25 protein-coding genes and 1 tRNA gene are annotated in these 26331 nt (G+C 53.5%); 15 read left to right on the top strand and 11 right to left on the bottom strand.

Translation table 11 applies throughout. The features are described from left to right. Positions 1-67 precede the first annotated feature (67 nt). From cysT to L5220_RS00545, 5 genes are all read left to right on the top strand, one after another. Complete coding sequence (gene cysT / locus L5220_RS00525) at positions 68-862, top strand: sulfate ABC transporter permease subunit CysT (RefSeq protein ID WP_499570944.1); 795 nt, start codon at positions 68-70, stop codon at positions 860-862. Beyond that, the gene (cysW, locus tag L5220_RS00530) at positions 849-1679 is read left to right on the top strand and encodes a sulfate ABC transporter permease subunit CysW (protein WP_499570946.1); all 831 of its coding nucleotides are present in this window, start codon (positions 849-851) and stop codon (positions 1677-1679) included. Before cysT ends, cysW begins: the two co-directional genes overlap by 14 nt. Positions 1680-1769: 90 nt before the next feature. Beyond that, complete coding sequence (locus L5220_RS00535) at positions 1770-2975, top strand: efflux RND transporter periplasmic adaptor subunit (protein ID WP_499570948.1); 1206 nt, start codon at positions 1770-1772, stop codon at positions 2973-2975. A 6-nt stretch (positions 2976-2981) separates the two neighbouring features. Then, a complete protein-coding gene (locus tag L5220_RS00540; protein ID WP_499570950.1) occupies positions 2982-6116 on the top strand; it encodes an efflux RND transporter permease subunit in 3135 nt (1044 codons plus the stop codon). An 81-nt stretch (positions 6117-6197) separates the two neighbouring features. After that, positions 6198-8633: a DNA gyrase/topoisomerase IV subunit A gene (locus tag L5220_RS00545; protein ID WP_499570952.1), complete on the top strand. Its 2436-nt coding sequence runs from the start codon at positions 6198-6200 to the stop codon at positions 8631-8633. Here L5220_RS00545 and tilS read toward each other — a convergent pair. Then, positions 8581-9585: a tRNA lysidine(34) synthetase TilS gene (tilS, locus tag L5220_RS00550; protein ID WP_499570954.1), complete on the bottom strand. Its 1005-nt coding sequence runs from the start codon at positions 9583-9585 to the stop codon at positions 8581-8583. The genes L5220_RS00545 and tilS overlap by 53 nt on opposite strands. A gap of 9 nt (positions 9586-9594) precedes the next feature. Then, a complete protein-coding gene (gene ccsB / locus L5220_RS00555; protein ID WP_448514914.1) occupies positions 9595-10557 on the bottom strand; it encodes a c-type cytochrome biogenesis protein CcsB in 963 nt (320 codons plus the stop codon). Positions 10558-10754: 197 nt separating this feature from the next. On the opposite strand from ccsB, the gene L5220_RS00560 reads away from it, so the two are divergent. After that, positions 10755-11963 (top strand): MlaD family protein, encoded by a 1209-nt coding sequence (locus L5220_RS00560; protein ID WP_499570956.1) that lies wholly within the window; start codon positions 10755-10757, stop codon positions 11961-11963. A 97-nt stretch (positions 11964-12060) separates the two neighbouring features. Here the strand turns inward: L5220_RS00560 and L5220_RS00565 are convergent, their stop codons facing one another. Then, on the bottom strand, positions 12061-12942 hold the full coding sequence (locus L5220_RS00565) for a glycosyltransferase family 2 protein (protein ID WP_499570958.1): 882 nt from the start codon (positions 12940-12942) through the stop codon (positions 12061-12063). Between the two features lie 121 nt (positions 12943-13063). On the opposite strand from L5220_RS00565, the gene L5220_RS00570 reads away from it, so the two are divergent. Both L5220_RS00570 and ccmP read left to right on the top strand, forming a co-directional pair. Next, positions 13064-13136 (top strand) — tRNA-Glu (locus L5220_RS00570). A gap of 275 nt (positions 13137-13411) precedes the next feature. After that, entirely contained in the window at positions 13412-14050 is a 639-nt protein-coding gene (ccmP, locus tag L5220_RS00575) for a beta-carboxysome protein CcmP (protein WP_448514911.1), read from the top strand. On the opposite strand, the gene L5220_RS00580 is transcribed toward ccmP, so the two are convergent. Then, positions 14031-16322 carry an ATP-dependent helicase gene (locus L5220_RS00580; RefSeq protein WP_499570960.1) on the bottom strand — a complete coding sequence of 764 codons (2292 nt, stop codon included), beginning with the start codon at positions 16320-16322 and terminating at the stop codon, positions 14031-14033. The two genes, ccmP and L5220_RS00580, sit on opposite strands and share 20 nt — an antisense overlap. Before the next feature lie 215 nt (positions 16323-16537). Between L5220_RS00580 and pirA the strand changes: the two genes are divergently transcribed. From pirA to tpiA, 4 genes are all read left to right on the top strand, one after another. Further along, positions 16538-16909 carry an arginine synthesis PII-interacting regulator PirA gene (gene pirA / locus L5220_RS00585; RefSeq protein ID WP_099798684.1) on the top strand — a complete coding sequence of 124 codons (372 nt, stop codon included), beginning with the start codon at positions 16538-16540 and terminating at the stop codon, positions 16907-16909. 170 nt (positions 16910-17079) lie between these two features. After that, positions 17080-17844 carry a MinD/ParA family ATP-binding protein gene (locus L5220_RS00590; RefSeq protein ID WP_499570962.1) on the top strand — a complete coding sequence of 255 codons (765 nt, stop codon included), beginning with the start codon at positions 17080-17082 and terminating at the stop codon, positions 17842-17844. A gap of 77 nt (positions 17845-17921) precedes the next feature. Further along, on the top strand, positions 17922-18245 hold the full coding sequence (locus L5220_RS00595; protein ID WP_499570964.1) for a helix-turn-helix domain-containing protein: 324 nt from the start codon (positions 17922-17924) through the stop codon (positions 18243-18245). Between the two features lie 148 nt (positions 18246-18393). After that, a complete protein-coding gene (tpiA, locus tag L5220_RS00600) occupies positions 18394-19116 on the top strand; it encodes a triose-phosphate isomerase (RefSeq protein WP_099798681.1) in 723 nt (240 codons plus the stop codon). Here the strand turns inward: tpiA and L5220_RS00605 are convergent. After that, positions 19106-19588: a hypothetical protein gene (locus L5220_RS00605; protein WP_499570966.1), complete on the bottom strand. Its 483-nt coding sequence runs from the start codon at positions 19586-19588 to the stop codon at positions 19106-19108. The two genes, tpiA and L5220_RS00605, sit on opposite strands and share 11 nt — an antisense overlap. Before the next feature lie 363 nt (positions 19589-19951). Here L5220_RS00605 and L5220_RS00610 point away from each other — a divergent pair, with 363 nt between their 5' ends. Beyond that, positions 19952-21196: a vWA domain-containing protein gene (locus tag L5220_RS00610; RefSeq protein WP_499570968.1), complete on the top strand. Its 1245-nt coding sequence runs from the start codon at positions 19952-19954 to the stop codon at positions 21194-21196. Positions 21197-21235: 39 nt separating this feature from the next. On the opposite strand, the gene L5220_RS00615 is transcribed toward L5220_RS00610, so the two are convergent. After that, positions 21236-22015 carry an SAM hydrolase/SAM-dependent halogenase family protein gene (locus L5220_RS00615; protein ID WP_499499870.1) on the bottom strand — a complete coding sequence of 260 codons (780 nt, stop codon included), beginning with the start codon at positions 22013-22015 and terminating at the stop codon, positions 21236-21238. 91 nt (positions 22016-22106) lie between these two features. Here L5220_RS00615 and hisH point away from each other — a divergent pair, with 91 nt between their 5' ends. After that, on the top strand, positions 22107-22790 hold the full coding sequence (gene hisH, locus L5220_RS00620; protein WP_499570970.1) for an imidazole glycerol phosphate synthase subunit HisH: 684 nt from the start codon (positions 22107-22109) through the stop codon (positions 22788-22790). A gap of 19 nt (positions 22791-22809) precedes the next feature. Here hisH and L5220_RS00625 read toward each other — a convergent pair whose 3' ends face one another. Then, the gene (locus L5220_RS00625; RefSeq protein ID WP_499570972.1) at positions 22810-24474 is read right to left on the bottom strand and encodes an iron uptake porin; all 1665 of its coding nucleotides are present in this window, start codon (positions 24472-24474) and stop codon (positions 22810-22812) included. Positions 24475-24697: 223 nt separating this feature from the next. On the opposite strand from L5220_RS00625, the gene L5220_RS00630 reads away from it, so the two are divergent. Continuing rightward, complete coding sequence (locus L5220_RS00630; protein ID WP_448514884.1) at positions 24698-25228, top strand: DciA family protein; 531 nt, start codon at positions 24698-24700, stop codon at positions 25226-25228. Here L5220_RS00630 and L5220_RS00635 read toward each other — a convergent pair whose 3' ends face one another. The 4 genes from L5220_RS00635 to L5220_RS00650 form a co-directional block, all read right to left on the bottom strand. Further along, entirely contained in the window at positions 25229-25609 is a 381-nt protein-coding gene (locus L5220_RS00635) for a four helix bundle protein (RefSeq protein ID WP_499570974.1), read from the bottom strand. Between the two features lie 105 nt (positions 25610-25714). Beyond that, positions 25715-25930, bottom strand: a complete 216-nt coding sequence (locus tag L5220_RS00640) for a type II toxin-antitoxin system HicB family antitoxin (protein ID WP_448514801.1) — start codon at positions 25928-25930, stop codon at positions 25715-25717. 20 nt (positions 25931-25950) lie between these two features. Then, positions 25951-26121: a type II toxin-antitoxin system HicA family toxin gene (locus tag L5220_RS00645; protein WP_499570976.1), complete on the bottom strand. Its 171-nt coding sequence runs from the start codon at positions 26119-26121 to the stop codon at positions 25951-25953. Continuing rightward, on the bottom strand, positions 26121-26297 hold the full coding sequence (locus tag L5220_RS00650) for a four helix bundle protein (protein ID WP_499570978.1): 177 nt from the start codon (positions 26295-26297) through the stop codon (positions 26121-26123). The genes L5220_RS00645 and L5220_RS00650 overlap by 1 nt, the downstream gene beginning before the upstream one ends. Between the last annotated feature and the right edge of the window lie 34 nt (positions 26298-26331).

A 26331-nucleotide genomic window follows, 5' to 3' on the forward strand; every position in this document is an offset into this window, starting at 1 on the left:
TAAGGTGATGACCCCTGCTGCATCAGCCAAGACGGATCGAGCAATGCCTTGTGGTTGGCTGTGGCGTATGCCATGGGTCTGGAAAATTACATGGCTCTATTTGGCCGGGATGTTGTTTATTCCCATCGCAGCACTGTTCATCCGGGCTGGTGCGGGTGGGCCGCTAAAGTTTTGGCAGGTGGCCACACGGGCGATCGCCCTATCGGCTTACGAAGTGACGTTTGTGACCGCTTTAATCACAGCGGCGATCAATGGAATTTTTGGCACCCTCGTTGCTTGGGTACTGGTGCGCTACCGGTTCCCTGGCAAGCGTTTTTTTGATGCGGTAGTGGATTTGCCCTTTGCCTTACCCACGGCGGTTGCGGGGCTAACCCTAGCAACCGTCTATAGCGAGAATGGCTGGATTGGTGGGTTGCTTGCGCCTTTGGGAATTAAGATTGCCTTTACCCGCTGGGGGGTAGCGGTGGCCATGCTCTTTATTTCGCTGCCCTTTGTGATCCGCACCGTTCAACCAGTGCTTACTGAAATGGAAAAGGATGTGGAGGAGGCCGCTTGGTCATTGGGGGCAAGCCACTGGCAAACCTTTTGGCGGGTGATCTTGCCGCCGTTGTTGCCTGCTATTCTCACAGGGGTAGCCCTAGGGTTTTCGCGAGCCGTGGGTGAGTTTGGCTCCATTGTCATCATTTCCTCAAATACCCCATTTCGAGATCTCATTGCGCCGGTACTGGTGTTTCAAAGCCTAGAGCAGTACGACTACGAGGCGGCCACCACCATTGGCACCGTGATGCTGTTGGTATCGCTCTGTATTTTGTTTCTGATTAATTTCCTGCAAGCGTGGGGTCGCCGCTATGCACAGCGTTAAACACCGATCTTGGATTCAAGGGGGGTTGATCGCGATCGCCCTCACCTACCTGAGCCTTGTCCTGTTGATTCCATTTGCCAACGTGATCTTTCAAGCCTTTCGCAAGGGAGTGATGCCCTTCCTCGAGAACTTGACAGAGCCAGATTTCCTCCATGCCCTGTGGGTTACCTTTTCCTTGGCGCTAGTGGTGGTGCCCATCAATACCGTGTTTGGTCTATGTGCCGCGTGGGCGATCGCCCGCCATCGCTTTCGGGGGCGCACCCTGCTATTGAGCATCATTGACTTACCCTTTTCCATTTCACCCGTTGTGGCGGGTTTAATGCTGGTACTGGTCTATGGTCGCAACGGTTGGTTTGGCGGTTGGCTGCAAGCTGTGGATCTGCGGATTATCTTTGCCTTTCCGGGGATGGTTTTAGCGACTGCCTTTGTCAGCCTTCCCTTTGTTGCCCGCGAAGTCATTCCTGTCCTTGAAGAAATTGGCACGGAGCAAGACGAAGCCGCCAAAACCCTAGGAGCCAACGACTGGCAAACCTTTTGGCGCGTTACCCTGCCCAATATTCGCTGGGGGCTGCTCTATGGCGTCCTCCTGACCAATGCTCGGGCTATGGGGGAGTTTGGCGCAGTGGCGGTGGKTTCTGGTAACGTTGCCGGTTTAACCCAAAGCCTCCCCCTTTTTATCGAAGATGCCTACAAAAACTACAACACTGAGTCTGCCTACGCTGCCGCCATTATTTTGGGGCTACTGGCCTTGGTCACCCTCATCCTCAAAGAAATTCTTGAGCGCAAAACCGGCATCAAACCCGTGGGCGATCGCTAAGCGTGTACAAAGAGTGCTGTTGCACACCGCTCTAGGCTAGACTGAGGGTGACTCATTTCCATTTGTGATTGGGGTGTTTGGGGTTGGGGTATGGTGCAGCGGCAAATTCTCTCATCACTGATTCTTGGTAGTGCCTGCCTCATCGCCACCGCCTGTGGCAAACCAGAAGCAACCACCCCGCCAGCGACTCGGGTGCAACTGGCAGCCGTCAGATCCGAAAACCTGCCCCAGACAGCCGTCTATAACGCGTCCTTGCAGTCGCGTCAATCCGTAACAATGCTGCCGCAAGTCTCTGGACGTATTGTTCAGATCAACGTTCAAAACGGCCAGTTCGTGACTCAAGGACAGCCCCTCATTCTCATTGATCCCTCAGAGCAACAGGCAGTTGTTGCCAGCAATATTGCCGCCATCCAATCGGCCCAAGCCAATGTCGAAAATGCCCGCTCGACCTTGCGATCCCTTGAAGCTCAACGCCGTGCCAACCTTGCTACCGTTGAGTTTAACCGCATCCAAGCCGAGCGCTACACCGCCCTCTTTGAAGAAGGAGCCGTGTCTAAGGAGCAAGCACAATCCTTTATTACCAGTTTCCGCACCGCCCAAGCCGATCTCCAACAAACCGAAGCCGATATTCGTGCCCAGCAGGCTACCATTGCCCAGCTAGAAAAAGTCCTTCTCGAAGCCCAAGCTAACACCCAGCAACAGGCAGTTGTCCTCAATTGGTTTCAGGTGCGCGCGCCTTTTAGTGGGGTTGTCGGCAATATCCCCCCCAAAGTTGGCGACTTCGTGACCCCCCAAACCAATCTGCTGACCCTTACCTCCAACCAACCCCTTGAAGTCTATATTCAGGTGCCAATTGAGCAAATTCCCCGAATTCGCTTAGGTACTCCTGTTGAACTCATTGATATGGCTGGAAATGTTGTTGGCACCAGTTCCGTGTTTTTCATTGCCCCCAACACTACCAACAATACCCAGACCATTTTAGTTAAATCCCTTTACGAAAACGTCCAGAACAACCTCCGCGCCGACCAACAAATTCAAGCGCGGATTATTTTTGGCCAGCAGCCCGGAGTTTTGGTTCCCACCACTGCTGTATCTAACCTTGCCGGTCAAACCTTCGTGTTTGTGGCCGAAAAAGATAACGAGGGTAAAATGATTGCCAAGCAAAAACCCATTCAAGTTGGCTCCATTCAAGGCAATAGCTACCAAGTGTTTAAAGGTCTTCAGCCTGGCGAGCAAATCGTTGTTTCCGGCATTCAACGCTTGCGCGATGGTGCCCCCATTACCCCTGAGTCCTAAGGCACCATGATTAGCGATTTTTTTATTAAGCGTCCGGTCTTTGCCACCGTTTGTTCCCTGCTAATTATCCTTGTGGGGACGATCGCCCTACCAACCCTTCCCATCGAGTACTATCCGAACGTTACGCCCCCCACCATTCAGGTGTCGTCCAACTACGCGGGTGCCAATGCCGAAACCGTTGAAACCAACGTCACCACCATTCTGGAAACCCAAATCAACGGCGTGGAGGGGATGGACTACATTGACTCCACCAGCGACAGCTTTGGCAACAGCAACATCACCATCACCTTCACAGAAGGCTACGATGAGGATATTGCCGCCGTTGATGTCAACAACTTGATTTCATCGGTGACCTCCCAACTACCACCGGAGGTGATTAACACTGGCGTTAATGTCAGTAAATCTACGACGCAAATTGTGGTTGCCTTAGCCCTTTACCCCGACGAAGGCTTTGACTACGACTCTACCTTTATTAGTAACTATGCCACCCTCTACGTTGTTCAGCCGCTGCAGCGTCTAGAGGGCGTCGGTCAAGTCCAGATCTTTGGGCAGCGCACCTATGCCATGCGCCTTTGGCTCGATCCCAACCGTTTAGCCAGTCGCGGCTTAACTGCCCAAGATGTCGTGCGGGCACTCTCCGATCAAAACGTCCAGGTCGGCGCCGGGATTATTGGTGCCCCTCCCGCCCCCGAAGGGCAGCAATTCCAAATTTCGATTCAAGCCCAAAGCCGCCTCACTACCCCTGAAGAATTTGCCGATATTATTATTCAACGCGGCGAGGATGGATCAGTGATCCGGGTGCGGGATGTGGGTCGCACAGAATTGGGTGCCCAAAGCTACACCACCAACTTTAAGTTTGATGGTCGCGATGCCGTTGGTATTGGCATTTACCAACTCAGCGGGGCGAATGCCCTTGATATTACCCGTGCCGTAGAAGAGGAAATGACTACCCTAGCCGAGAAATTCCCTCCTGGCTTGAAGTGGGGCGTTGGCTTTAGTACCACCGATGCGGTGCAAGAGTCCATCAAGGAGGTGGTCATCACCCTGATTATTGCGATCATTTTGGTGATTGCCGTGATCTTTCTGTTTTTGCAAGATTGGCGCGCCACCATTATTCCCGCGATTACCATTCCTGTCTCCCTTGTTGGCACCTTTGCCTTTATGAAGGCCTTTGACTTTTCGATCAATAGTTTGACCATGTTTGGTCTGGTGCTGGCCACGGGTCTGGTGGTCGATGATGCCATTGTGGTGGTGGAAAACGTGACGCGACTGATGGAGGAAGAAGGGCTAGACCCCCCCGCCGCCGCGAGCCGTTCCATGCAGGAGGTAACGGGCGCGCTGATTGCCACCTCCCTGGTGATGATGGCAGTGTTTATTCCAGTGGCCTTTTTCCCAGGAGTCACGGGGCGGTTGTATCAACAGTTTGCGCTGACAATTGTTTTTTCGATTGCTCTTTCGACGTTTAACGCCATTACCCTTTCGCCACCGCTGTGTGCCCTTCTGCTGCGGCGAGAGCAATCAGCCATGGCAGATTTTATCCTCTTTCGTTGGATTAACCGCTTTCTGGACACAATGCGGCGAGGCTATGAAAGCAATCTGCATGTGGTTGTCCGCCTCAAGTACTGGGTGCTGGGCGGGTTTATGGTGTTGCTGGCCTTTACCTACTGGCTGTTTCAGATTGTTCCGGGCGGTTTTGTGCCCGAAGAAGATCAAGGCTACTTTGTCACGCTGGTGCAGTCGCCGCAGGGGGTTTCTCTGGAATATACCAGTAACATTGTGTTCAAGACCGCCGATATTATTGCTAAGAACCCAGCGGTTGATCACACCTTTGCCATTGGTGGGTTTAGCTTCTTTGGGAATGGTTCAGACAAGGGAATTATTTTTACCAGTTTGAAGCCATGGTCTAAGCGACCGCCTCTTGACGCACTGCTGCCGCAGTTTCAAAAGGCAGTGGGCGGTGAACTGGGTGCGGCTGTTTTCTCGGCTAATGTACCAACAATCAACCTCGGCGGCAGTGGCCTTGGCGGCTTTGATATGCAGATTATGGATCAGCAGGACCTAGGGCTAGAAACGCTCTATACGTCTGTCAGTGAACTGATTCGCCAAGCGAATGGCACGCCAGGTTTGGTGGCAGTGAACACGCCTTTTTCTATTAATGCGCCTCAGTTGAATGTCACTGTCGATCGCACCCGTGCCCTTGCTCTGGGGGTTGAGCTCAGCGATATTTTTAACGCCATGCAGATTTATTTAGGATCGGCGTACGTCAACCAGTTCACGATCTTTGCCCGCAGTTTCCAGGTAATTGTCCAAGCGGATAAGCAGTTTCGAGCCAATCCTGACGATATTAACCGCATTTATGTGCGCTCTAACCAAAATGCCTTAGTTCCTCTAAGCAATTTGCTGACGATTGAGCAAACCTCAGCGCCACCCATTATCTATCACCATAACTTGTTCCGCTCAGCGGAGGTGACGGGGCGAAATACGCCACCCCTCAGTGAAGGGCAGGCAATGAATACAATGATAGCCTTGGCTCAGCGGATACTCCCCAATGGACTAGGCTATAGCTGGACGGGGCTGTCCTTGGAGTCCACCCGCTCTGGTGGCCAGGCACCGCTGATTTTTGGTTTGGGTTTGGTGTTTGTATTTCTGGTGCTCTCGGCTCAGTACGAAAGCTATATTGACCCGCTGATCATTATTCTTTCGGTGCCCTTGGCGATTATGGGGGCACTGCTAGCTCAATGGTTACGGGGCTTAAACAATGATGTATTCTGCCAAATTGGGTTGGTGATGCTCATTGGCCTCTCGAGTAAAAATGCGATTTTGATTGTGGAGTTTGCTAACCAGATTCGCGACAGTAAGGGCACCTCGATTGTGAAATCAGTGATTAGCGCGGCAGAAGAGCGCCTCCGCCCGATTTTGATGACGGCGGTCTCGTTTATTTTGGGGATTTTCCCCTTGGTAATTGCCACCGGATCAGGGGCTAATTCCCGTCATTCCCTAGGCACAAGTGTGACAGGTGGTATGATCGCGGCCACCTTTTTAAGCTTTTTTGTGGTGCCCGTTATCTACATTTTGATTAAGGAGTTGGTGAGCCGTTTCATGAAGGATAAGGGGGAGGAATCAACCTCAGCAGAGACCTAGAGCCGTCTAAGGGTTAGTTTACAATTCGCAAAACTCCTGTATCGTGGGGAATGACCCTCTCGCGAGTGTTGGCGTGTAGGCATGGCGAAACAACTGGATTTACTGGCTCACGGACAGGTGATTCCCACAGCGCTCCATAGCGAAATGCAGCGCTCCTATTTGGAGTACGCCATGAGTGTGATTGTGGGGCGGGCATTACCGGATGTGCGGGATGGCCTCAAGCCAGTGCACCGCCGCATCCTCTATGCAATGTACGAATTGGGGTTGACGCCGGATCGTCCCTTTCGCAAGTGTGCGCGGGTGGTTGGGGATGTGTTGGGGAAATACCACCCCCACGGGGATCAGGCAGTGTATGACGCCCTTGTGCGCCTCGTGCAGCCCTTTAGTAGCCGCTACCCCCTGTTGGCGGGTCATGGGAATTTTGGCTCGATCGATAATGATCCGCCAGCAGCGATGCGCTATACGGAGACCCGTTTGGCAGCGATCGCCCACGAAACGCTATTAGCGGGTATTAGCGATGCCATTGTGGATTTTGTCCCTAACTTTGATAGCTCGCAACAGGAACCCCTGGTGTTGCCGGCTCAGTTACCCGTTCTGCTGCTGAATGGGGCAACGGGGATTGCTGTGGGGATGGCGACGAATATCCCTCCCCATAATCTCGGTGAAGTGGTGGATGCGCTCATTGCCCTGATCAACCAGCCGGAGATTGAGCTACCAGAGTTGTTGAGGCATCTACCGGGGCCCGATTTTCCCACGGGGGGGATCATTGTGGATGGTGCTGAACTGGAGCGCGCCTATGGCACCGGTCGAGGGACGATTACGCTGCGGGGGGTGGTGAGTCTTGAGGACACTCAACCCGGCCGTGGACGACACCGCCGCCACGTTATTATTGTGCGGGAGTTACCCTATCAGGTGAATAAGGCGGCCTGGATCGAAAAAATGGCGGAACTGGTGAATCAGGGTCGCCTAGAGGGGATTGCGGATTTGCGGGACGAAAGCGATCGCGACGGCATGCGGGTGGTCATTGAACTCAAGCGGGATATAGACCCAGACCAGGTTTTAGAGCAGCTCTATCGCCTGACGGCGTTGCAGGTCACCTATGGCATTAACCTGATGGCCTTGGTGGGCAATCAACCGCGCCAGCTCTCCCTCAAGGCGATGTTACGTGAGTTTCTGTCGTTTCGCGAGGCCACGCTGCTGCGACAATACCGCCATGACCTCGAGAGTGCCCAAGCACGCTTACACATTGTGACCGGTCTGCTGGTGGGGTTAAATGCAGTGGATGAGGTGATTGCGATTTTGCGATCGGCGGTGGATGGCACGACCGCACAGCGAGACCTCATCACGCAACTGGGACTGAGCGATCGCCAAGCCAGTGCGCTGATTGCCATGCCCCTGCGGCGCCTCACCCAGCAGGAACGCAGCCAACTGGAGGCGGAACAGGCGACCCTTAGGGAGCGCATCCAAACCCTAGAAATGCTAATTAGTCAGCGTCCTGAGCGCCTTAAAGCGCTGAAAAAAGACTTGCGACAGCTCAAAAAGCAGTTTGGGGATCCGCGCCGCACCCAAATTCTGCGGGAGGCTCCCCCCTCCTCTAGTGCCTTGAATGCGCTACCCTTGGCAAACGAACCGCTGTGTCTGGAAATTACTGCGCGCAGCTATGGTCGCTGCTTTCCCCAGCGCAGTCGCCCACAGTTAGAGGGCGAGACGTGGCTCCCTTGGTCGGATCCCCTGCCGCTGACGTTGTCGGTACAGCGAAGCGATCGCCTGTGGGTCTTTACGGCGGGGGGCAAAGTCTATCCGTTGGAGGTGGAGCGCTTCCCCCTGACCAGCCGCCGCGATCGCGGCCAACCCATTTTGACACTTTTGCCAGACGCCGCCCAATCGGACACTCTACTAACGGTGCTCCCTAGGGGCGAGGACGTGACTACCCTGATTGTGCTGACTCGTCACGGGCGCATCAAGGCGATGCCAGTAGCGGAACTTGACGATCTCAGTAGCCGCGGGTTGCAACTGACGAAGTTAAAAGCAGGCGATAGCCTTAGCTGGGTCTTGCCCCTTACGCCTGCCACAGGGCATTTAGTGCTGGCCACGTCTCGGGGACGGGTCTTTCATTTTTTGGCAGCCTCCATTCCTGCCCTTGGCCGACTCAACCAAGGCCAGCCTGCCCTGCGCCTGAGTATTCAAGAAACCCTTGTGGGGGCGATCGCCATGGGGGAATTGGATCATCTCTTCCTGGTCAGTGGGGCTGGCTTGGCCAAGCAGGTGCCGCTGCCGTTGATTGAGCCAGTCCCCCTAGGGCATTTAGGGCAGTTGACCATGCCACTGCGGCACAAACAGGATCGTCTCGCAGGCATTGGCTGCTGCGGAACGACGATGGCGGTGGTCACCAGCCAAGAGCGCGCTTGGATCACGACGGGGGAGGGCGTGCCAGTGCTCAACAAAGAAGATGTGGGAGTTCCCCTTACAACGCTGAATCCGCAGGAGCAGATTGTGGCTGTGGTGGCATTGCAGTAAGCTGGAGCCATTGTCCGTGCACCCGCAGGCAGTAGCCCCCCCGCAGGGTGCTGGTTTGTGAGCCGTTCCCCGCATTCAGGAGGTGACGCACTGCCTCTACCACCGTGAACGCGGGGGTGCCCGGTAAGTGCGCTTGTAAAAAGCGATGGATTAAACGGCGTTGCAAGGCTAACGGCAGTTGGCGGAGGCGATCGCGATCCAAGGCCGGTGGTGCCGTACGGATGACCTCTGGAGCAACACGAGCCACTTCAGCGGCAAAATAGGCTCGATCGGCTGCCAGCAGCTCTGCGGTTTGGGCAAGGGCAGTTTCAACCTTGGCATTAAAGTGCTCTCGTAGGTAGGGGATCACGTCCCGCCGCAGGCGATTGCGCCGGTAGCGACAGTCCAAGTTCGTCGTATCCTGCCAGATGGGTAACTGCTGTTGCTGACAAACCGCGGCAGTGTCGGTGCGGCTCAGGTCGAGGAGAGGGCGCACGAGCTGTACCTCCCCTAAGGGGCGAACAGGCTGGAGGGTTCCGATGCCCGTCACACTGGCTCCCCGCAACAGATTTAATAGGACGGTTTCGGCGCGATCGCTTTGGGTGTGACCGGTCACCACATGGCTACAGTCTAGGGTGCAAGCAACCTCCCTAAACACCTGATACCGCCACGTGCGTGCTGCTGCTTCCGTTGCCGGTGGCTCCAGAGCCGTCACAAGTTTATAGGGCAGTTGCCACTGTTGAGCTAACCCTTCAACAAAATGAGCATTGGCCGTACTATCTGGCCGCCACCTGTGATTGCAGTGGACAATCGCGAGGTGCCAGTGCCAATGGGGTTGCAAGTCACGCAGCAGCTTTGCCAAACAGACGGAATCCTGCCCCCCGGATACGGCGATGAGAATCCTTGCGTGCTGCGGTAGCCACTGCTCCTCTTTTAGGCGGCGCTGCAAACGGGCATGGTAGAGGCTCCACACCGTGCTGTCCTAGAAGAACCAACCGTAGGAGTGTAAGCCTTTTCCCAGAAGATTCACCCCCAAATAACAAACCCAGACCACGCCAAAGCCCACCGTAGCTAAAATCGCTGGCTTGCGCCCCTGCCAATCGCGGGTAATGCGCGCATGGAGATAGGCGGCAAACACCAACCAGACAATTAAGGCCCAAGTTTCTTTGGGATCCCAACTCCACGGTGCCCCCCACGCCTCGTTTGCCCAGACCGCACCGGAGATGATGCCAATGGTCAACAGCGGAAACCCCAAACCAATCATGCGGTAGCTCAGGTTATCTAGGGTTTCGGCTAGGGTGAGGCGCTGCAAGCTCAGTTGGGTTGTGGGGGGGGTGAGTACCGTTGTGCCACTGCCCGAACTAGAGCCTAGGGACTGTGTTGGCTCAAGCGGCAGGTGGCGAAAACTACCTGTGCCCACAGAACTCCCCTTGAGGCTGACGGGTTGCCCCCATGTGACGACTAGAAAGGCGATCGCCAGCAGCGACCCCACCATCAGCGTGGCATAGCTGAGCATCATTACACTGACATGCATCATCAGCCAATTCGACTTGAGTGCGGGCACAAGGGGAGCAGACTGTTGCATTTCTGGCGGCAGCGAGAGAGCCGCAAAGGCCGTAATTCCCATGGCCACCGGCGCAGTCACGACCCCCACCAAGCGTTGACCACTCATCGATTCGGCGACTAGGTGCATCGCGGTTAGCCCCCAGCACAGAAAAAAGAGGGACTCGTACAGGTTACTGATGGGGAAATAGCCCCCCTCAATCCAGCGGGCTGCCAGTAGCCCGGCAATACAGAGGTTGGCGATCGCCATGCCTGTCCGGCCAGCCGCCGATAATCCTGACCAGCGGGGAAACGCTGCCCCCAGCCAGTACAGCAACATGGTTATAAACAGCACTGCAAAGGCGGTGTTATCTAGCCAGCTTTCAAGCGTCAATAAATCCATAGATCTCTCAGGGGACGAAGGCAAGCAATCAGCAAAGCGCGATCGCAACCACAGTAACATTTTTGTATTGTACCGTTCCTCCTTTCCCTGCATGGTGCTGGATCAGCAGGAATCGCCATCGACTATAGTTGCATTAGGCTGTAGGATGCAGCACAGTGCTCTAGTTTTAGAACCAGTTCGGGCAGGAGTGACCCCCCATGATGCAGTCACGGCGTGTGCAAGAGAGTTTAGTCGGGCTACTCATTCTAGCGGGATTGGGGATTTTGGGGGTCTCGCTTCTGTGGCTGCGGGGAAATATTGCTGGTGCCAATAGTTATACCCTCGAAGTGGACTTGGAGTCGGCACCTGGGTTGGCAGTAGGCACACAAGTTAGGTTTCGCGGTGTTCAGGTGGGTCGCGTGACACGGATTGGCTTTAGCCCTAACGGCGTCACAGTTGGGTTACGGGTCAACAATGTCTTAATTCCACGGGGAGCGGTACCGGAAATTCGCCAATCCGGCTTCATTGGCCAAGCCTATCTGGACTTTACACCAACGGCAGAGGCAGCAGAGATTCCTGAAGGGATGACCGCATTTGCGCCAACGTGTCAGCCAGAGTTAATTTACTGCAATGGCGATCGCATTGCTGGGGTGCGCGGTACTAGCCTTGACGATCTGGTGCGGGCAGCCACTCACTTTACCGCTGCCCTTGAGCAGTCCGGCATCATTAATAACGCCAATACCCTCATTTTGGGCACCACACGGACAGTGAGTCGTGCCGATCAATCCTTAGCCAAAATTGACTCCGCCGTCGAGAACTTGAATACCCTCAGTAGCGAAGCGCGCTCTGAACTGCGGAACTTTAGCAATGCCTCCCAAGCAGTCACCCGCGCCGCCACCCAAATCAGTGAACTAGTCGAAGTTAACCGCAATACTATCACCTCGGCTCTGCGCAATATTGATGGTGCCGCAAAAGACCTAAGAACAACCCTGAATGCCTTGTCTCCGTTTATCAATCGCTTGGAGCAGGGAGAGCTACTCACCAATCTGGAAACCTTGGTCAAAAACGGCGCTGAAGCGGCTGCTAACCTCAACCGAGTATCGGGAACCTTGAGTAGCCCAATAATTATGCTCTCGATTGCCCAAACCTTGGATGCAGCCCGCGCCACCTTTGTGAATGCCCAAAAACTCACCAACGACTTACTCAAAATCACTGGCGATCAGTCCTTTCAGTCTGACTTACGCCGCCTGATTCAAGTCTTAAATCGGTTACTCTCCTCCAGTCAAGACCTCGAGCAGCAACTCCTTGCGCTCCACGCCACCACGTTGGAGCAAACTCTGCCCAGTCCAGAACCCCCGGCTCCCAGTTCAGCCGTTGTAGCCACGCCGCCAAAAAACGAAGAGGAGGCCATCACAAGCGATCCTTGATCCTTGTATCCTATTTAGCCACTCCTATCTAGCCACGACCCATCGCGCTGGCGGATCCCCGTTACTCCGTTCACAAAGTCGTGGTCAAGCATCCGCCCTATTGCCTATTGTTCTTTGGTTGGCGCTGATTCCGATCCTCATCGTACCTGCTGCTTAGCTGTTCCTGTAGTTGCCGCAGCCGTGTTGTCATAATCTCTGCAATCTGTTGTTGATGCTGCTGCTCAACAACGTCAACAGGGAGGGTTACCGTTCCTGGCGCGGCCTGAAATTTGGCCAATTGGCGATCAAAAAAGCTATTGGCAAAGCGGCGATACTCGACGGTTTTTTGTTCAAGGTGGGCAGTATGGCAAAACTGGCGCAGCCAATGGGCATAGGCGGCATCCTCCGCCCCAAAGCGAAATTGGCGGAATACGTCATCTTCAGGAAAGCCACCAATAAACTCATGAACTTCGCGACGGACAGCTAAGTTGAGGACAAGGGTTTGCTCTAGTGTCTTGTGCCAGTAGGGATGGAGGCGATCGCGACAGTAAATTCCCGTCCGCACTGCGCCAAAGTAGGTGGGGGCTGCTGAGGAACTGTAGGGTTCTGGCAGCGGCTGGTTGAGGATGGACAACGCCAAGAATAGGTGCTCTGGCCGGTAGAGATCATCGGCATCGCAAAAGAAAATGACCTCCCCCTTGGCAAAACAAACCCCAATATTACGCGCAGCAGCAATCCCCCTATTTGTAGGTAGCCCTATCAGTTGTAGCGGCACAACCTGCGGCCATGCAGCAGTAGCCACCGCACAGGTGGCATCGGTAGAACCGTCACTGACAATAACCAGCTCACCAGACAGCGGCTGGGGATAGGTGCGTTGCAGGTGGTAACAACTGGCGGCAATACTCTCAAGGGTTTCCCGAAAGATGACCTCTCCTCGCTGCTCAATAACATTAAAGGCAGGCATAACAATGGAGAAGGAACTGAGGCCAGCAAGAGTCATGGTTATGATGCCACCACAGGACTGCCTTGATTTTCCTAGCACTGTGGCCGTTCATGCAAAATCCGAGGGAAGTGTTGACAAGGCCGCTATGGATTGGTTAACGTAGTTAATGCTGCGCCTTGCCCCCATCGTCTAGAGGCCTAGGACACCTCCCTTTCACGGAGGCGACGGGGATTCGAATTCCCCTGGGGGTATCCCACAATGGCAAGTAAGTCTCCCTTAACCAAATCGGCGGGAAGACCCGCGCCGTATTTGTGACTTGTGTTTACTCAACGAAGATGAGTGTCGGGAGTTGTTCACTTTCAAGTGGGTTACAGCCAGCATTCCAACAACCCCAATGCAGCGGACGGACGAAAGCTACTGGTGCTGAGTTCAAGGTGATCTGCCGCCGTTCAACGAAAGGCTACCCTAGGAGACATTTACGCAGTGTGCAGTTAAGCTGATTTTGTTGTACTCAGGACATACTGCTTTGGGCGTTGATCTACGCAGCTACGTTTACCTTGATTCACTACAACCGCAGCATGCAGCCTATCTGGGCACCGTGGCACAGGGATTTTTGCCGTTGCCTGGGGACTGCTCCCTGTGGGTGGAGATTTCTCCAGGGATTGATGTGAACCGTCTGTTGGATATTGCGCTGAAGGCGGCGGTGGTACGCCCGGGAGTGCTCTTTATTGAGCGGCTCTACGGCTTATTGGAGGTGCACTCCGGTAACCAAGGGGAGGTGCGGGCTGCTGGCGATGCGATTTTGCAGGCGATGGGGGCGCGAATACAGGACTGTTTGCGGCCACGGGTGATTTCCAGTCAGGTGATCCGTAATATTGATGCCCACCACACCCAACTCATTAATCGATCGCGCCGAGGAAATATGATCTTGGCAGGGCAAACCCTCTATGTGTTTGAGGTGGAGCCTGCGGCCTATGCCGCCCTTGCTGCGAACGAAGCGGAAAAGGCGGCGCTGATTAACATTCTGCAAATTTCGGCGGTGGGAAGTTTTGGGCGCTTGTTTTTGGGGGGGGCAGAGCGGGATATTTTGGCGGCACAACGGGCAGTGCTGGCGGCCATGGAACGCTTACCGGGGCGCGATTCCTTTAGCGATCGCCGCGAATAGGAGATAACCATTTAGCCAACTGCTGTTGTAAAGCGGGTAAAAAAGGACAGGGAGCTTGAGGTTGTAGTTCGTAGTGGTGATGCCAGTCAAAGCTAGGCCAAAACGGCGCTTGCTGAGCTGCCGCAAGCCAAAGCAGCCGCTTCGCGCGGGTGATGGCAACATACAGCAGGCGATATTCTTCAGCGGTCTTTGCCGCCGCTGCGTTTCGCCATGCCTCTTGATAATTGGGAATCGGTTGACCATGGGAATGGGCACGAATTTGGGCGCGGGTCACAGCAATAAAGTCCACCTCCCCAAGAAAGCGAGCGTTAGCCGGAACCCATAGGTCTCCGGGCAGATTCTTTGCTTGCAAAAAGGGTACAAACACCGCATCCCAATCTAGGCCTTTGGCTTTGTGCATCGTCAAAATAGTCACTTGAGCGGGGCGAACGTAGCGACTGTGGAGGTCTTCCATATCCACCGGTTCAAAGGTGTTCTCCGCAACAATTCCCTGCCAAATGGGTGCCAACCGCTCCCAAAGCTGTGGTTCCTGCGATTGACTGAGGTAGTAAATGAGGCGATCGGTGGTTGCCAACTCCGCAGCATCATACCCAAGGCGCTGGGCACAGTAGGCAATCAACGGAAAAAGCGATAGCTGTAAGCGAGCCTGTAACAAACCATGGCAAAAATGTTGTGCCTGCACCGCCTCTGCGGTTGCCGGTGGATCCAAAGGCCCCGGGTACAGGAACACTTCCGGCTGGGCTGCTAAGCGATCTAGGTTTTGGGGTGGCACCACCCCCCGCTCCACCAGAACGGTCAGGGCATTTTTAACCCTATCGGGAGAATAGGGACAGTAGAGAAACTGGAGAATGTGAAATAGTTCTTCGGGGATATGGGAGCGCCGCTCAACACCAGCAACATCGAAGATAGTAATGCCAAGAGAGGGCAGATTGTGGTTCAGGCCAAAGTCAGCGGGCGATCGCAACAGGTCTGCTAAAAAGTGCCCTTGCTTGTTTTGGCGGACTAAAATCGCCACCGTGGCCTTGGGGTGTGCCTCAAAGACCCTAGCAATTCGCACCGCCAATTCGTGCGCCGTCTCAAAGATTGTTTTGGGGTAAACAAGTTCTACCCCCTGCCCCCATGCGGGCGGGTTGGCATCAGGCTGTGGATCCCCAGGGGGCACCGGTTGAATATCTTGAGGCCGGAACGGCGGCTCCGTCTGTGCATAGGTGTGGTTAGCCCATTCCACTAGGTAATTGGCTGCTTTGATCACCAAAGGGGTACAGCGCCCCGCCTGAGTCATCGTATAAAATGCGTTCTGCTGCGCACACTCATCGCAGAACGCGTTAAAAAAGAGCGGATCCGCAGCCGTAAAGGTGGAGTTAATGGCTTGGTTGGGGTCGCCCACCCGCACAACATTAACGATACGGTCATCCATAACATCAGTCGCCAATAACCGCAGCAAGCGGGACTGCAACGGTGTCGAGTCTTGGGCTTCGTCCTCAAAGACGGCATAGACTCGCTGCTGCCACTCCTGCCGGTAGCTGGCATTTGCGTCTAGGCATTGAACCGCCGCTAAGATCATTTCATCGTAGTCAATTTGCTCCCGTTCGTAGAGTTGGTGCTGGTATAGCTCTAAAAGGTCTGCGGCAATCTCTAAAAAGGGGTAAGGGTCAGCTGCAATAGCCGGATGGTGGCTCAACTGGCGTAGCTCTGCTGGCGGAAGAAAGGCACTGCGGGCACTAGTGACCACGGTTTTAGTAAAACTTGTCAGGATACTGCTGATCAACGCATGGCGGCGGGTCAGTTGCTCGCTGTGGATAGGCGGCTGTGTATCCATCCCCTGAATGAGGTGCTGCATCTGGTCAGGATGCGATCGCGCCCATTGATCCACGCAACGACGACACAAGCGCTGCTGTTCATACTCAGAAAGCAAGTTCTCGGCACTTCCGCGCCAGTTTGGTGCACCCATAGCAATCTTTAAGGCTAGGCTGTGCAGGGTTTGCACACTAAAGCCAGTGCGGGGTAAGCCCATCTGGTTCAAATAGTGGCGAATTCGCACCTTAATGCTGGCCGCTGCCGAACGGCTGTAGGTCACCACAACCAACTGTTGCTGCTGGTTTAACCGCTGTCGTGCAATGGCGATCGCCGCTCCAACCGCCATCCCATGGGACTTACCTGCCCCCGGCACCGCCGAAACTGCCAGCAACCCGCCTCGCCATTGGGCAATCTCTCGCTGCCCGGGACGCAACTGCCCAGACCAATCATCAACGAGAGACTCTACGGTATTCACAATGGCGCAGCTATCCTTTTATCCATATCAACATTCATATCAACGATCTGAAGATTTATTACAAAAGTCCAGCAACTGGCATGGGTTTTCAGAAAACCGTATAATAAGATACAGAAAGTCTGGACAAGGCTCTTCTCTAAAATTACAATCCTTTTGTAATGTCCGCTGTTGAGGCGACCCACCCTTTCCTTCACCTAGGAGCTTTGTTTTTAATTATGCAACTAACATATCGTGGTGTTAACTATCAAGTGAGTGATCATCGGGCTACTGTCGTTGAATCCGGAGCAACAGGCCGCTATCGTGGAGCGCAATGGGTCGGCTACAAAGCTGCGAGTGTAGTGCCCCAGCCCAATCACACCCTTTGCTGGCGTGGCGTGGTGTACCAAACGAATGGTGAACCAGTGGCCGCTGCCGCAGCGATGGAGGCTCCCATCCTGCCCGCTCGTCAGCGCGCTCGCGATCCCATTGCTGAAACTCACCGCCATGCAATTCTCAAGAGCTTAGAACACCGCCTGAATGTCGCTCGGACTCAGGGAAATCAAGACCTGATCAACCTGCTAGAAGACGAGTGGCAGCAGTTTGCCTAGCTCGCCATACCATCTTACCGAGGGTCTGAGCCGTTGTTTCACTAGGAGCAGCGGCTCAAAATTTTTATCTGAGCTTCCGCCGAGACACTGCCGCAACCACCCTAAAATAGACCAAATAGACCAAGAACAGCGATGGTACGCTGGACAAGAGTGCGTAGCAAGGTTAATCAATGGGTAATATCATTTCAGTGCATTCATTTCGCGGTGGTACCGGCAAATCGAACACCACGGCGAACATCGGCTGTTCCCTAGCCATCTTGGGCTATCGCGTTGGAATTGTAGATACAGATATTCAGTCTCCCGGCATTCACGTTCTCTTTGGCTTGGAATCAGAAGATACTGAGCACGCCCTCAACGATTACCTTTGGGGGCGTTGCGACATCACGGATGTTGCCCGGGATGTCAGTCATCTACTCACCTCCCACAACCAGCCCGATAAAGGCTCCATCTTCTTGATTCCCTCCAGCCTGAAAACAAGCGAAATTACGCGGGTGCTACGGGAAGGCTACGATGTAGGGTTACTCAATGATGGGTTCCAGCAGTTACTGCAAGGACTAGACCTAGACTTTCTCATGATTGACACTCACCCAGGCCTGAATGAAGAAACCCTGCTGTCCATTACGGTATCCGATGCACTGGTGCTCATTTTGCGCCCCGATCGCCAAGATTTTCAGGGCACAGCCGTAACCGTGGATGTTGCGCGGCAATTAGATGTGCCTAAAATGGTATTAGTGGCCAACAAAGTCCCTGCTGTCTTCAACAAAGACTCCCTGAAGCAACAAATTGAGAGCACTTACTCTGTTCCAGTGGCAGGGGKGCTCCCCGTCTGTGAAGAGATGTTTCAATTGGGCAGTAGCGACATCTTTTGTTTGCGTTACCCTGATCATCCCTATAGCTTGGTCATCAGGAGTATTGTGCAGCACTTGTTAGATTAGGATAGCCTAGACATTAGGCTGAGCAGGCAATCACAGAAATCTATTTTGGCGCCCTACGTCCGTTGAGGAACCTCCCCATGACCGACAGTCAAGACCTCAGCAATGGTTCCACCCAGGGAGTGGGGTTAAACCCCGCTGATTTGCTGATGCTGCCCGATGCCCAGCGTACGATTTTAACCATGATGATGCGGCGCCAAAGCGCACTAACCCTAACAGAGATTGCTGAGCAGCTTAACGTGCCCTCTGAAGAGGTTGCCCCCATCATGGCGGAGTTGTTGCAGTTGGGCTATGTCACTACCGAGAATGACACCTACCAAGTAAAGTTAGGTCGGCGGACTCCGCGTATTCAATCCAAGCGGCAGTCACCTCGGGTGGCGGCAGTGTGGGATAAGTTGGGCTAGTCATCCCTTGTTGGCAGTAAATAGAGTAAATAATGCAGCTTTTAGGGCATCTTCAACTCGCCGAGGCAACCTCAAGAAACACTGAGGGGGACAGTGGGTATGGTACGCTTAAATACGCCAACTGTTTCGCAGGGGAGATCAATTACGAGTGCGTCCGAAGGTTCTTGCTGGCAATTGGAAAATGCACAAAACTCAACAGGAAGCAATTGCATTTCTGGGAGAGTTTCTTGGCTATCTGGCGGACACCCCCGGCGATCGCGACGTGGTGTTGTGTGTTCCGTTTACAAGTTTAAGTGTACTTTCCAAAAGCCTGCACGGCACCCGGGTTAAACTAGGTGCCCAGAACGTTCACTGGGCAGAGCAGGGCGCCTTTACGGGTGAAATTTCCGCTCCGATGCTCGTTGAATTAGGAGTGCGCTATGTCATCATTGGCCATAGTGAGCGGCGGCAGTACTTTGGCGAAACCGATGCCACCGTTAACCAACGGCTCAAAGCGGCTCAAAAGCACGGTCTAACCCCTATTCTCTGCGTGGGTGAAACGAAAGCCCAGCGCGATGCTGGCGAAACCGAGGCGCATATTTTCAATCAGTTAGCCTTAGATTTGGTAGGGGTTGATCAAACTAACCTAGTGATTGCCTACGAACCCATTTGGGCGATCGGAACCGGAGAGACCTGTAACGAAAATGAAGCCAACCGCGTGATTGGCCTCATCCGTAGTAAACTAACCAACGCCGATGTTCCCATTCAGTACGGTGGTTCCGTCAATGTCAACAACATTGAGGCCATTATGGCGCAACCTGAAATTGATGGCGTTTTGGTGGGGGGAGCCAGCCTAGAAGCCGAGAGTTTTGGCCGCATTGTCAATGTATGACGGTCTCCTTAACCACGAAGTTAAAGCCTTGTACAACGCCCAACTCCTGCGGTATGGGCAGAGGGTTATTCCAGCCCACTGGCTGAACCGTGACCAGCGGTGAAGGATTTTTCAGGTTACCCCAGAGGTACACTTTTTCCCCCAGAAACCCTTTAGGAACTTGGATCTTGTAGGTACAACTGGTGCGAGTTGCATTGCTGAGAACGGCAGTGCTGCCCTCTTGTTGGGGGAAGTCTCCGGGCGTGTGTGGGTATTTCGTCATCCCAACTATTAAGTCGTTGCAGGATACAGAAGGGGGCTTATCAATTTTACCCATAATCGTAGGGTTAACTTGGATATTATTGGGAACATTGAATTGTGCTGGTGTTGAACCGGTCGGTGCAATGGTAGAGGGGGCAGGAACTGCCTTGCTTAAGGTTGGTACCACAACGGTTGCTAGGCAGGCAAGTAGTAAGCTAGTGTTCTTGAACATGGGTGTAACCTTAGTTGCTGGTGAGAGAGTGCTATCAACACTGCTGGCTCAAGCCTTTTGTGTTGATACTCCTTATCTTAGGAAGAGCCACAATACAGCGGAGTGGCAGTTCTCACTTGTCGGACATGATGTTTATCACATCTGCCCTGGTACGTCGAGGTAGGATTCTCCAAGAACGTACCATAGGATATGTAGCGCAGGTGAACTACCGCTATTGGGTGTTCCTGAATGTGGCTATGAATTGCCCTCATCCCCAACCCTTCTCCCTGGGGAGAAGGGAGCTAAGATTCTTGTTCCCTCTCCTTTGGGAGAGCGCTAGGTTAAAACTATGCTTGATGAAAAAAAATTGCACAAGGAATAGCTATGACGGTTGAACTGGTTGCCAGACTTAGCGATGCTGTTGTTTCGGCTCAGCAGGGCGCGCAACGCCAATTAGAGCTAACCTTGACGGCGCAGCGACAACAGCAGGAACGCGCCCCCCTCAATCTCTGCCTGATTTTGGATCACAGTGGCTCGATGGCGGGCGACCCCCTAGCAATGGTTAAACGCGCTGCTCAATCGTTGGTGGATCGCCTGGTGGCCGGCGATCGCCTTGCGGTGGTTGCCTTTGATCACCACGCTAAGGTGCTGGTGCCCAACCAAGTTGTGCGGGATAAAGAGACCATCAAAGCTAAAATTGCTACCCTCGAAGCCAATGGTGGTACGGCCATTGATCATGGAATGAAGTTGGGTTTAGAGCAACTGGCTCAGGGGAAACAGGGCACGATTTCCCAAGCATTTTTACTCACGGATGGCGAGAATGAGCACGGCGATAATAAGCGCTGTTTAGATTTAGCTAAACTGGCTGCAGAGTACAACATCACCCTGAACACCTTGGGGTTTGGGGTTCATTGGAATCAGGATGTTCTTGAGCAAATTGCCGATGCGGCTAGAGGTCGGCTGGTTTTTATTGAATACGCTGAACAGGCGATCGCCAGTTTCCAATCCCTCTTTCAGCACATTAGTACTGTGGACTTCACCAATGCCCATGTTGTACTAACCCTGAGCACCCTCACCCAACTGGCAGATTTCAAACCCGTGACCCAAGTCGCTCCCGACACGATTGAACTTAGCTACGAAACCCACGGTGCCGATCAGTACACGATTCGTGTGGGAGATTTATCGGCCACCATTAAGCGTACCCTCTTGATTACCCTCTATACCCAACCCCTACCGCTGGGTACCCACGTCATTGGGGCGGTTCAGGTACGCTACGACGATCCCGTGCGTCAGCAGTCTGGCCTACTATCTGAGCGGATTCCCCTTACCCTCGAGGCGGTAGCCGACCATACCCCAACGGTTGATCCCCAGGTGCAGCAAAGTATTTTTACGGTCGAGAAATACCGTAAAACCCAGATTGCAGAAACCAAATTACAGTCTGGTGACACCGCCGGTGCGGCCACCTTCTTGCAAAGTGCAGCTAAAACTGCCCTGCAAATGGGGGATACTGAAGCAGCAAAGGTGCTACAGGAATCGGCCACTGAACTACAGCAACAGTCCGCTCTGAGTGAGTCTGCTCGCAAGCGCACCCGTATGGCCTCGAAGACGGTTTTGAGCAAGTCCCCTTAACTGCGATTCCCCATCTGCGGTGGGGGAGTGCATCCATCGCTAGAGCAAGCAAACGGTGTCACCATTCCGACAACCCAGAACCTTTTCGGCACTGCCACCATTGACCGCCACTTCAATGAAACCGTGACTGCCTACCAATGCAAGGCAGGAACCGGGAGGGCGATCGCCGTAGGTATTAACCAAGGCAACCCGGTGTCCGGCAATTTCAACAACCCCTTGGCAGCCATGGAGTAGCGCTGCAGGTAGGGTGGTAATGACATTGCCAAAGTGGTCAATGGCCTGTACCCAGCCCCGCACTCCCTCTGGGGTCACTTGATAGTCAAGCTGGGGTAAGCGCATGAGACTGTTGGGGTCAAGGGGGGTACCTAGGGTCAGTAAAGGAACACCGGCTGCCAGATGTGCTGCCACGGGAGCAAAAATATCGCGGCCATGGAATGTGGCACTAGGGTTGGGATGACGCCAGAACTGGGGGCGATTCAGCTCCACCGCGATTTCAACAGGGTAGCGGTGCAAAACGTGGGTAAATACTCCATTATCGGGGCCGACGCAGTATCCTATCCCTAGCTTGAGGGCGATCGCCCGCCGCGACGTGCCCACCCCCGGATCAATAACAACCAGATGAACCGTTTGGGGTGGAAAATAGGGCAGTGCCTGCAACAGTTGAAACCCACCAGTGCGGCAGTCCTGAGGCGGCACCTGATGGCTGAGATCGACCCATCGTACCCGAGGATTCACTGCCAGCATTGTTCCCTTCATAACCCCAACATAGACATCCGTATTGCCGAAATCTGTTAGTAGCGTTACTAGTGCGTCATTCATGATCCATTCCTAGGCGCTCCAGTGTTTGGTGTGAGGTAATTTACACTAGAGAGGCGTATCCTAAGCTGACCTATTTTGAGAGAGAACGCTTGTGACTTCTGCCACGATCGCTATTATTGACTATGACATGGGGAATCTCCATTCCGTGGCTAAAGCCCTTGATGTGGTTGGCGCTACGCCCATTGTCAGCGATCGCGCCGCTGACATCTTGAGTGCGGATGCTGTCGTTTTACCGGGAGTGGGTGCCTTTGATCCCGCAATGGCTCGTTTACAGGAACGGGGGCTAGTAACCGTTATCCATGAAGTCATTGCTAAGGGGATGCCTTTTTTAGGTATTTGTTTGGGGCTGCAAGTTTTGTTTGAGTATAGCGAAGAAGGTACAGCCGCAGGATTAGGCGTGTTTGCGGGTGCGGTGAAGCGGTTGCAGTCGGAACCCAACCTGACGATTCCTCACATGGGCTGGAATCAACTCACTCTGAAGCAATCGGATGCCCCCCTGTGGCAGGGGTTACCCCCCCGGCCGTGGGTTTACTTTGTTCACTCCTACGTTGTTGTGCCGGCCGCTCCACAATTGGTGGCCGCGACTGTCCAGCACGGTCAGCAAACGGTGACAGCAGCGATCGCCCACAAGAATGTAGTTGCCTGTCAATTCCACCCCGAAAAATCGGGTGCCATCGGTCTAAAAATACTGGAAAATTTTGTTCGCTTTGTACAGCAGTCTCCCCCTGCGCCGGTGGCGATCGCGACCTCAGCCCCATCCTTAGAGGGAAAGTGAACCTCCCCCAAACAGAGGCTTAGAAACTGAACGTAGTACGAATTAACCCTTGCAAAATTGGGCTATTGGTTGAACTGTTGTTGGCATTCGTGATCGCCATGAACACTGGCGTGACAGCAATGTTATCACTGAGGGGGTAGCGGAAGAAAAGTTCGTAGTTCGTCTGGGTTGAGTCATTGATGCCCGGCACTGAGCCAAGCGAGTTAATAAAGGGTTGACCCACTGCCCCAGCCAATAAGGTACCTTCTGTGAATAGATCCCGATAGGCAAGCCCTGCCATCCAGGTTTGTGCGGTTGTATTTACCTGTCCACCTGCTGGGATGACAAAGACCCCCGGATCGACGGCAAAGGGGCCCAGTCCCAAAATCGTTGCCCCTGCGCCGTAGAGCTTGACCCCTGAGTAGCCATAGCGACCAAACAGGCCAAACCTGCCTAAGGTTAACTCGACGTTTAGCCCCCCTGCATTTTGGGAAATATTGAGGGTAGAAGAGTTCGTGTACTGTAACCGCACCGCAACATTATTTTGCTCATTTGCGCCAAAGGTGCGCGCGTACTCCAACTCAATGCTGCCTTGGTAAGGATCCCCAAACAGCCCACCGTTCACCGGCGCACCAGCAATTCCAGCGGCGATCGCATTCGTGGGTGCCCCAGCGGTTGCTGCAACGTAAACACCGCGCAATGTAAAGGAGCCTCCCCCAGGATTCCAGACAATGCTGCCGCCTGCACCACCCGGTCCATCCACAGGAAAAGGAACAATCAGACGGTTGTTGATAAAGAAACCGGAGCTAAAGTCACTGAACGAATCATTTGCATAACTATTGCCATCAATAATGTCACTGGGATAAAAGAGAGGGCCCGCCCCAATGGTTAAATGTTCCGTGGGCTGAAAACTATAGTAGAGACGGTAAAAATTGAGAGCAGGGCCAGCACCGAAATAGTCAACCGCACCAGCATTAACAAAGCCACCAACCCCCACACCACTGGCAGCAATCGCATCTAGACCGCCGTTACCAGTTTGTAGAGTCGTTGTCAATTGATCAGTGCCACGAAAACTGGTATTCAGGTTAATGTCAACCCGACTAATAACCGTGGGGTTATACCCTCCCCCCGTCAGTACGGTTCCAGTCACAGGATCAAAGACGCTACCGGTGTTCCCCCCTGCTTGGAAGGCCATGACCGCATCCACCGATAGTTTAGTGGTCGTAGAAAATTGGGTGGCTTCTAGGTTGGCAATGCGTCCCTCAACGTTATCTATGCGACCCCGCAGCGTGGCTAGCTCTGTGCTAAATTCTTCGGCGAGTCGCTGTAGCGTGGCTAGCTCTTCTTTGGTGGCAAGGCGATCGCTCACAACATCTAAACAGGCATTTAAGGCGGCAGCCATTTCAAAACGGGTCACGGCGCGGTTGCCGCGAAAGCTGCCATCGGGATAACCGGCAATACAGCCATATTTTTCCACTAATGATGCTAGTGCCTGATACGCCCAATCGGTGGGTCGCACATCGGACAGTTGCGACACTGAAGTAACTTGTCCCATGCGGTGGCTATTAGGGGCAAACTGCTCTAGCTCTGTAAGACCTTGACCACGGTTCAGGAACGATTGGGGTTGCGCAAGACTACCTGCCCCAGTAACCAGCAAACTGGCTGCGACAGTAGGCGCTAAGAAAATTGATGTCTTCCGACTCATAACTTACCTCACTTCCCCACACAGTTCCTTTTTTCAACCACACCCTGACTATACTCATGCTGTGGCTATTTCTTGATTATCATTATCACTGTCTTTTATCACCTGTCAAGCAAGGAATAGCCTCTAGAAACCGGCCTAGTCCTGCCAACGGCCATTGCCCCCTGATGGTGATCCCGCTGCCCACCGCCTAAAATTGTGGTGACCCCTATCTTGCTCCTCAACGATGGCTTACTCTTCTTTAGCCACTCTTCTCGATCGCCTAGGGCAGACAAGCGAATGGCAGCAGCCGCAGCATTTTTTGCGATTACTTGAGCAGTGGCCTCATATTGCTGGTGAAATGATTGCGCAACAGTCATTTCCGGTTAATCTGAACGCACAGGGAATCCTGACGGTGGCAGTAGCCAGCAGTACCTGGGCACACCACCTCACATTTTTGCGATCGCAACTCTTAGCCAAGATTCAGCACACCCTTGGCATTGAGCTTCAGGATATTCGCTTTTCCCATCGCTACTGGTCGGCGCCACGCCCTGCCCCCCCTGCAACCACTACTCCGTTGCAACGAGCCACTACCTTGCCAAAACTGCAGAATCCGGCCAAAACACCTCAAGAGGCGTTTCAGCGTTGGCAACAGCAAGTACAACAGCGATCGCGATCGCTCGGCACCTGCCCAGTGTGTCAGTGTCCCACCCCAGCCACTGAGTTACACTCTTGGGGAGTTTGCGGCCTGTGTTATGTTCGCCAGCGTCCGGTGTAACTAACTACCTTTGTGGGTATTAGGCGCGTCCAAGGGGCATTGCATAATATAGTTGCCGAATGCTAATGACCCTGAAGCAAGTCCTGAGGTAGCAAAACTCGATGAGTTGGAAACCTTTGTCGGCTCAAAAAAAAAGTCTGAGCCAGTAGTGAGTTTCACGGGCTTCTTTGAGGGCGATCGCATTTTTACTAATAAAATACTAATAAAATCGGCTCTACTTTGCCCTGCCTGTGCTTCTTCTAGGTTGGCACCAATCGAAGTACCAGACCGGATCAGTTGTTTACCCAACGTTCTACCCACCCCTAGCTGTTCATCCAAAAACTGACAGACCTTCACAATCCGCACTGCAAACTCAAACGCCCTTTCCCGTATATCCTTCATTTACTTTTACCTTTTGCGATCGCGACCCATGCGGTACTTGATGTCGTCGTTGATGAGGTCACCCTTGTGCTTCGTCGGTGAAACCGTAGGGTTTGGCAAAGGCACTCATGCAGCGACTGCAACTAAGCCAACTTTAGTCGTTGGTTCTGGAATAGTTTCCCCGCGTTCTTGCAAAACCTCAAGGTAAAGTTCAATTGCCTCTTTAATATTTTCCTGAACTTCTTCAAAGGTGTCTCCAATACTCACGCAACCTGGCAAGTCGGGAACCATTGCGCCCCAGTTTGTTTCGCCTTGTTCGTAAATGACTGCATACTCTTTCATGGTCGATCCTCCAATTGAGCTTATTTCCAAATCGATGCTAATGTGCCTTTCGGTATGTCGTCTCTAGGTTTGCCCGGAACAACCACGATCCCTGACTTTGTTTCATGGGCAAGAATTCGATGGCTACCGCGCATTCGGATTTGATACCAACCATCGGCTTCTAATCGTTTGAGTACATCACGGACTTTCATCAATCATCATCCCCGGAGTCTCTGCCCATGCGGTATTTGACTATGTAGTGGGTTTCACGGGCTTCTTTGAGGGCGATCGCATTTTTACTAATGAAATCTGCCCTACTTTGCCCTGCCTGTGCTTCTTCTAGGTTGACACCAATCGAAGTACCAGACCGGATCAGTTGTTTACCCAACGTTCTACCCCCCCTGGCTGTTCATCCAAAAACT

It is taken from the genome of Synechococcus sp. PCC 6716, assembly GCF_022570815.1.
Taxonomy (GTDB): Bacteria; Cyanobacteriota; Cyanobacteriia; order Thermosynechococcales; family Thermosynechococcaceae; genus Thermosynechococcus; species Thermosynechococcus lividus.

Coding starts and splice junctions, on each gene's coding strand:
- cysT (WP_499570944.1), top strand. CDS start 68: ATGCCATGGGTCTGGAAAATTACATGGCTCTATTTGGCCGGGATGTTG.
- L5220_RS00615 (WP_499499870.1), bottom strand. CDS start 22,015: ATGAATGACGCACTAGTAACGCTACTAACAGATTTCGGCAATACGGAT.
- L5220_RS00540 (WP_499570950.1), top strand. CDS start 2,982: ATGATTAGCGATTTTTTTATTAAGCGTCCGGTCTTTGCCACCGTTTGT.
- ccsB (WP_448514914.1), bottom strand. CDS start 10,557: ATGGATTTATTGACGCTTGAAAGCTGGCTAGATAACACCGCCTTTGCA.
- L5220_RS00635 (WP_499570974.1), bottom strand. CDS start 25,609: ATGAAGGATATACGGGAAAGGGCGTTTGAGTTTGCAGTGCGGATTGTG.
- L5220_RS00560 (WP_499570956.1), top strand. CDS start 10,755: ATGATGCAGTCACGGCGTGTGCAAGAGAGTTTAGTCGGGCTACTCATT.
- L5220_RS00645 (WP_499570976.1), bottom strand. CDS start 26,121: ATGAAAGTCCGTGATGTACTCAAACGATTAGAAGCCGATGGTTGGTAT.
- L5220_RS00595 (WP_499570964.1), top strand. CDS start 17,922: ATGACCGACAGTCAAGACCTCAGCAATGGTTCCACCCAGGGAGTGGGG.
- L5220_RS00640 (WP_448514801.1), bottom strand. CDS start 25,930: ATGAAAGAGTATGCAGTCATTTACGAACAAGGCGAAACAAACTGGGGC.
- L5220_RS00625 (WP_499570972.1), bottom strand. CDS start 24,474: ATGAGTCGGAAGACATCAATTTTCTTAGCGCCTACTGTCGCAGCCAGT.
- L5220_RS00605 (WP_499570966.1), bottom strand. CDS start 19,588: ATGTTCAAGAACACTAGCTTACTACTTGCCTGCCTAGCAACCGTTGTG.
- L5220_RS00565 (WP_499570958.1), bottom strand. CDS start 12,942: ATGACTCTTGCTGGCCTCAGTTCCTTCTCCATTGTTATGCCTGCCTTT.
- L5220_RS00545 (WP_499570952.1), top strand. CDS start 6,198: ATGGCGAAACAACTGGATTTACTGGCTCACGGACAGGTGATTCCCACA.
- L5220_RS00610 (WP_499570968.1), top strand. CDS start 19,952: ATGACGGTTGAACTGGTTGCCAGACTTAGCGATGCTGTTGTTTCGGCT.
- L5220_RS00630 (WP_448514884.1), top strand. CDS start 24,698: ATGGCTTACTCTTCTTTAGCCACTCTTCTCGATCGCCTAGGGCAGACA.
- pirA (WP_099798684.1), top strand. CDS start 16,538: ATGCAACTAACATATCGTGGTGTTAACTATCAAGTGAGTGATCATCGG.
- L5220_RS00535 (WP_499570948.1), top strand. CDS start 1,770: ATGGTGCAGCGGCAAATTCTCTCATCACTGATTCTTGGTAGTGCCTGC.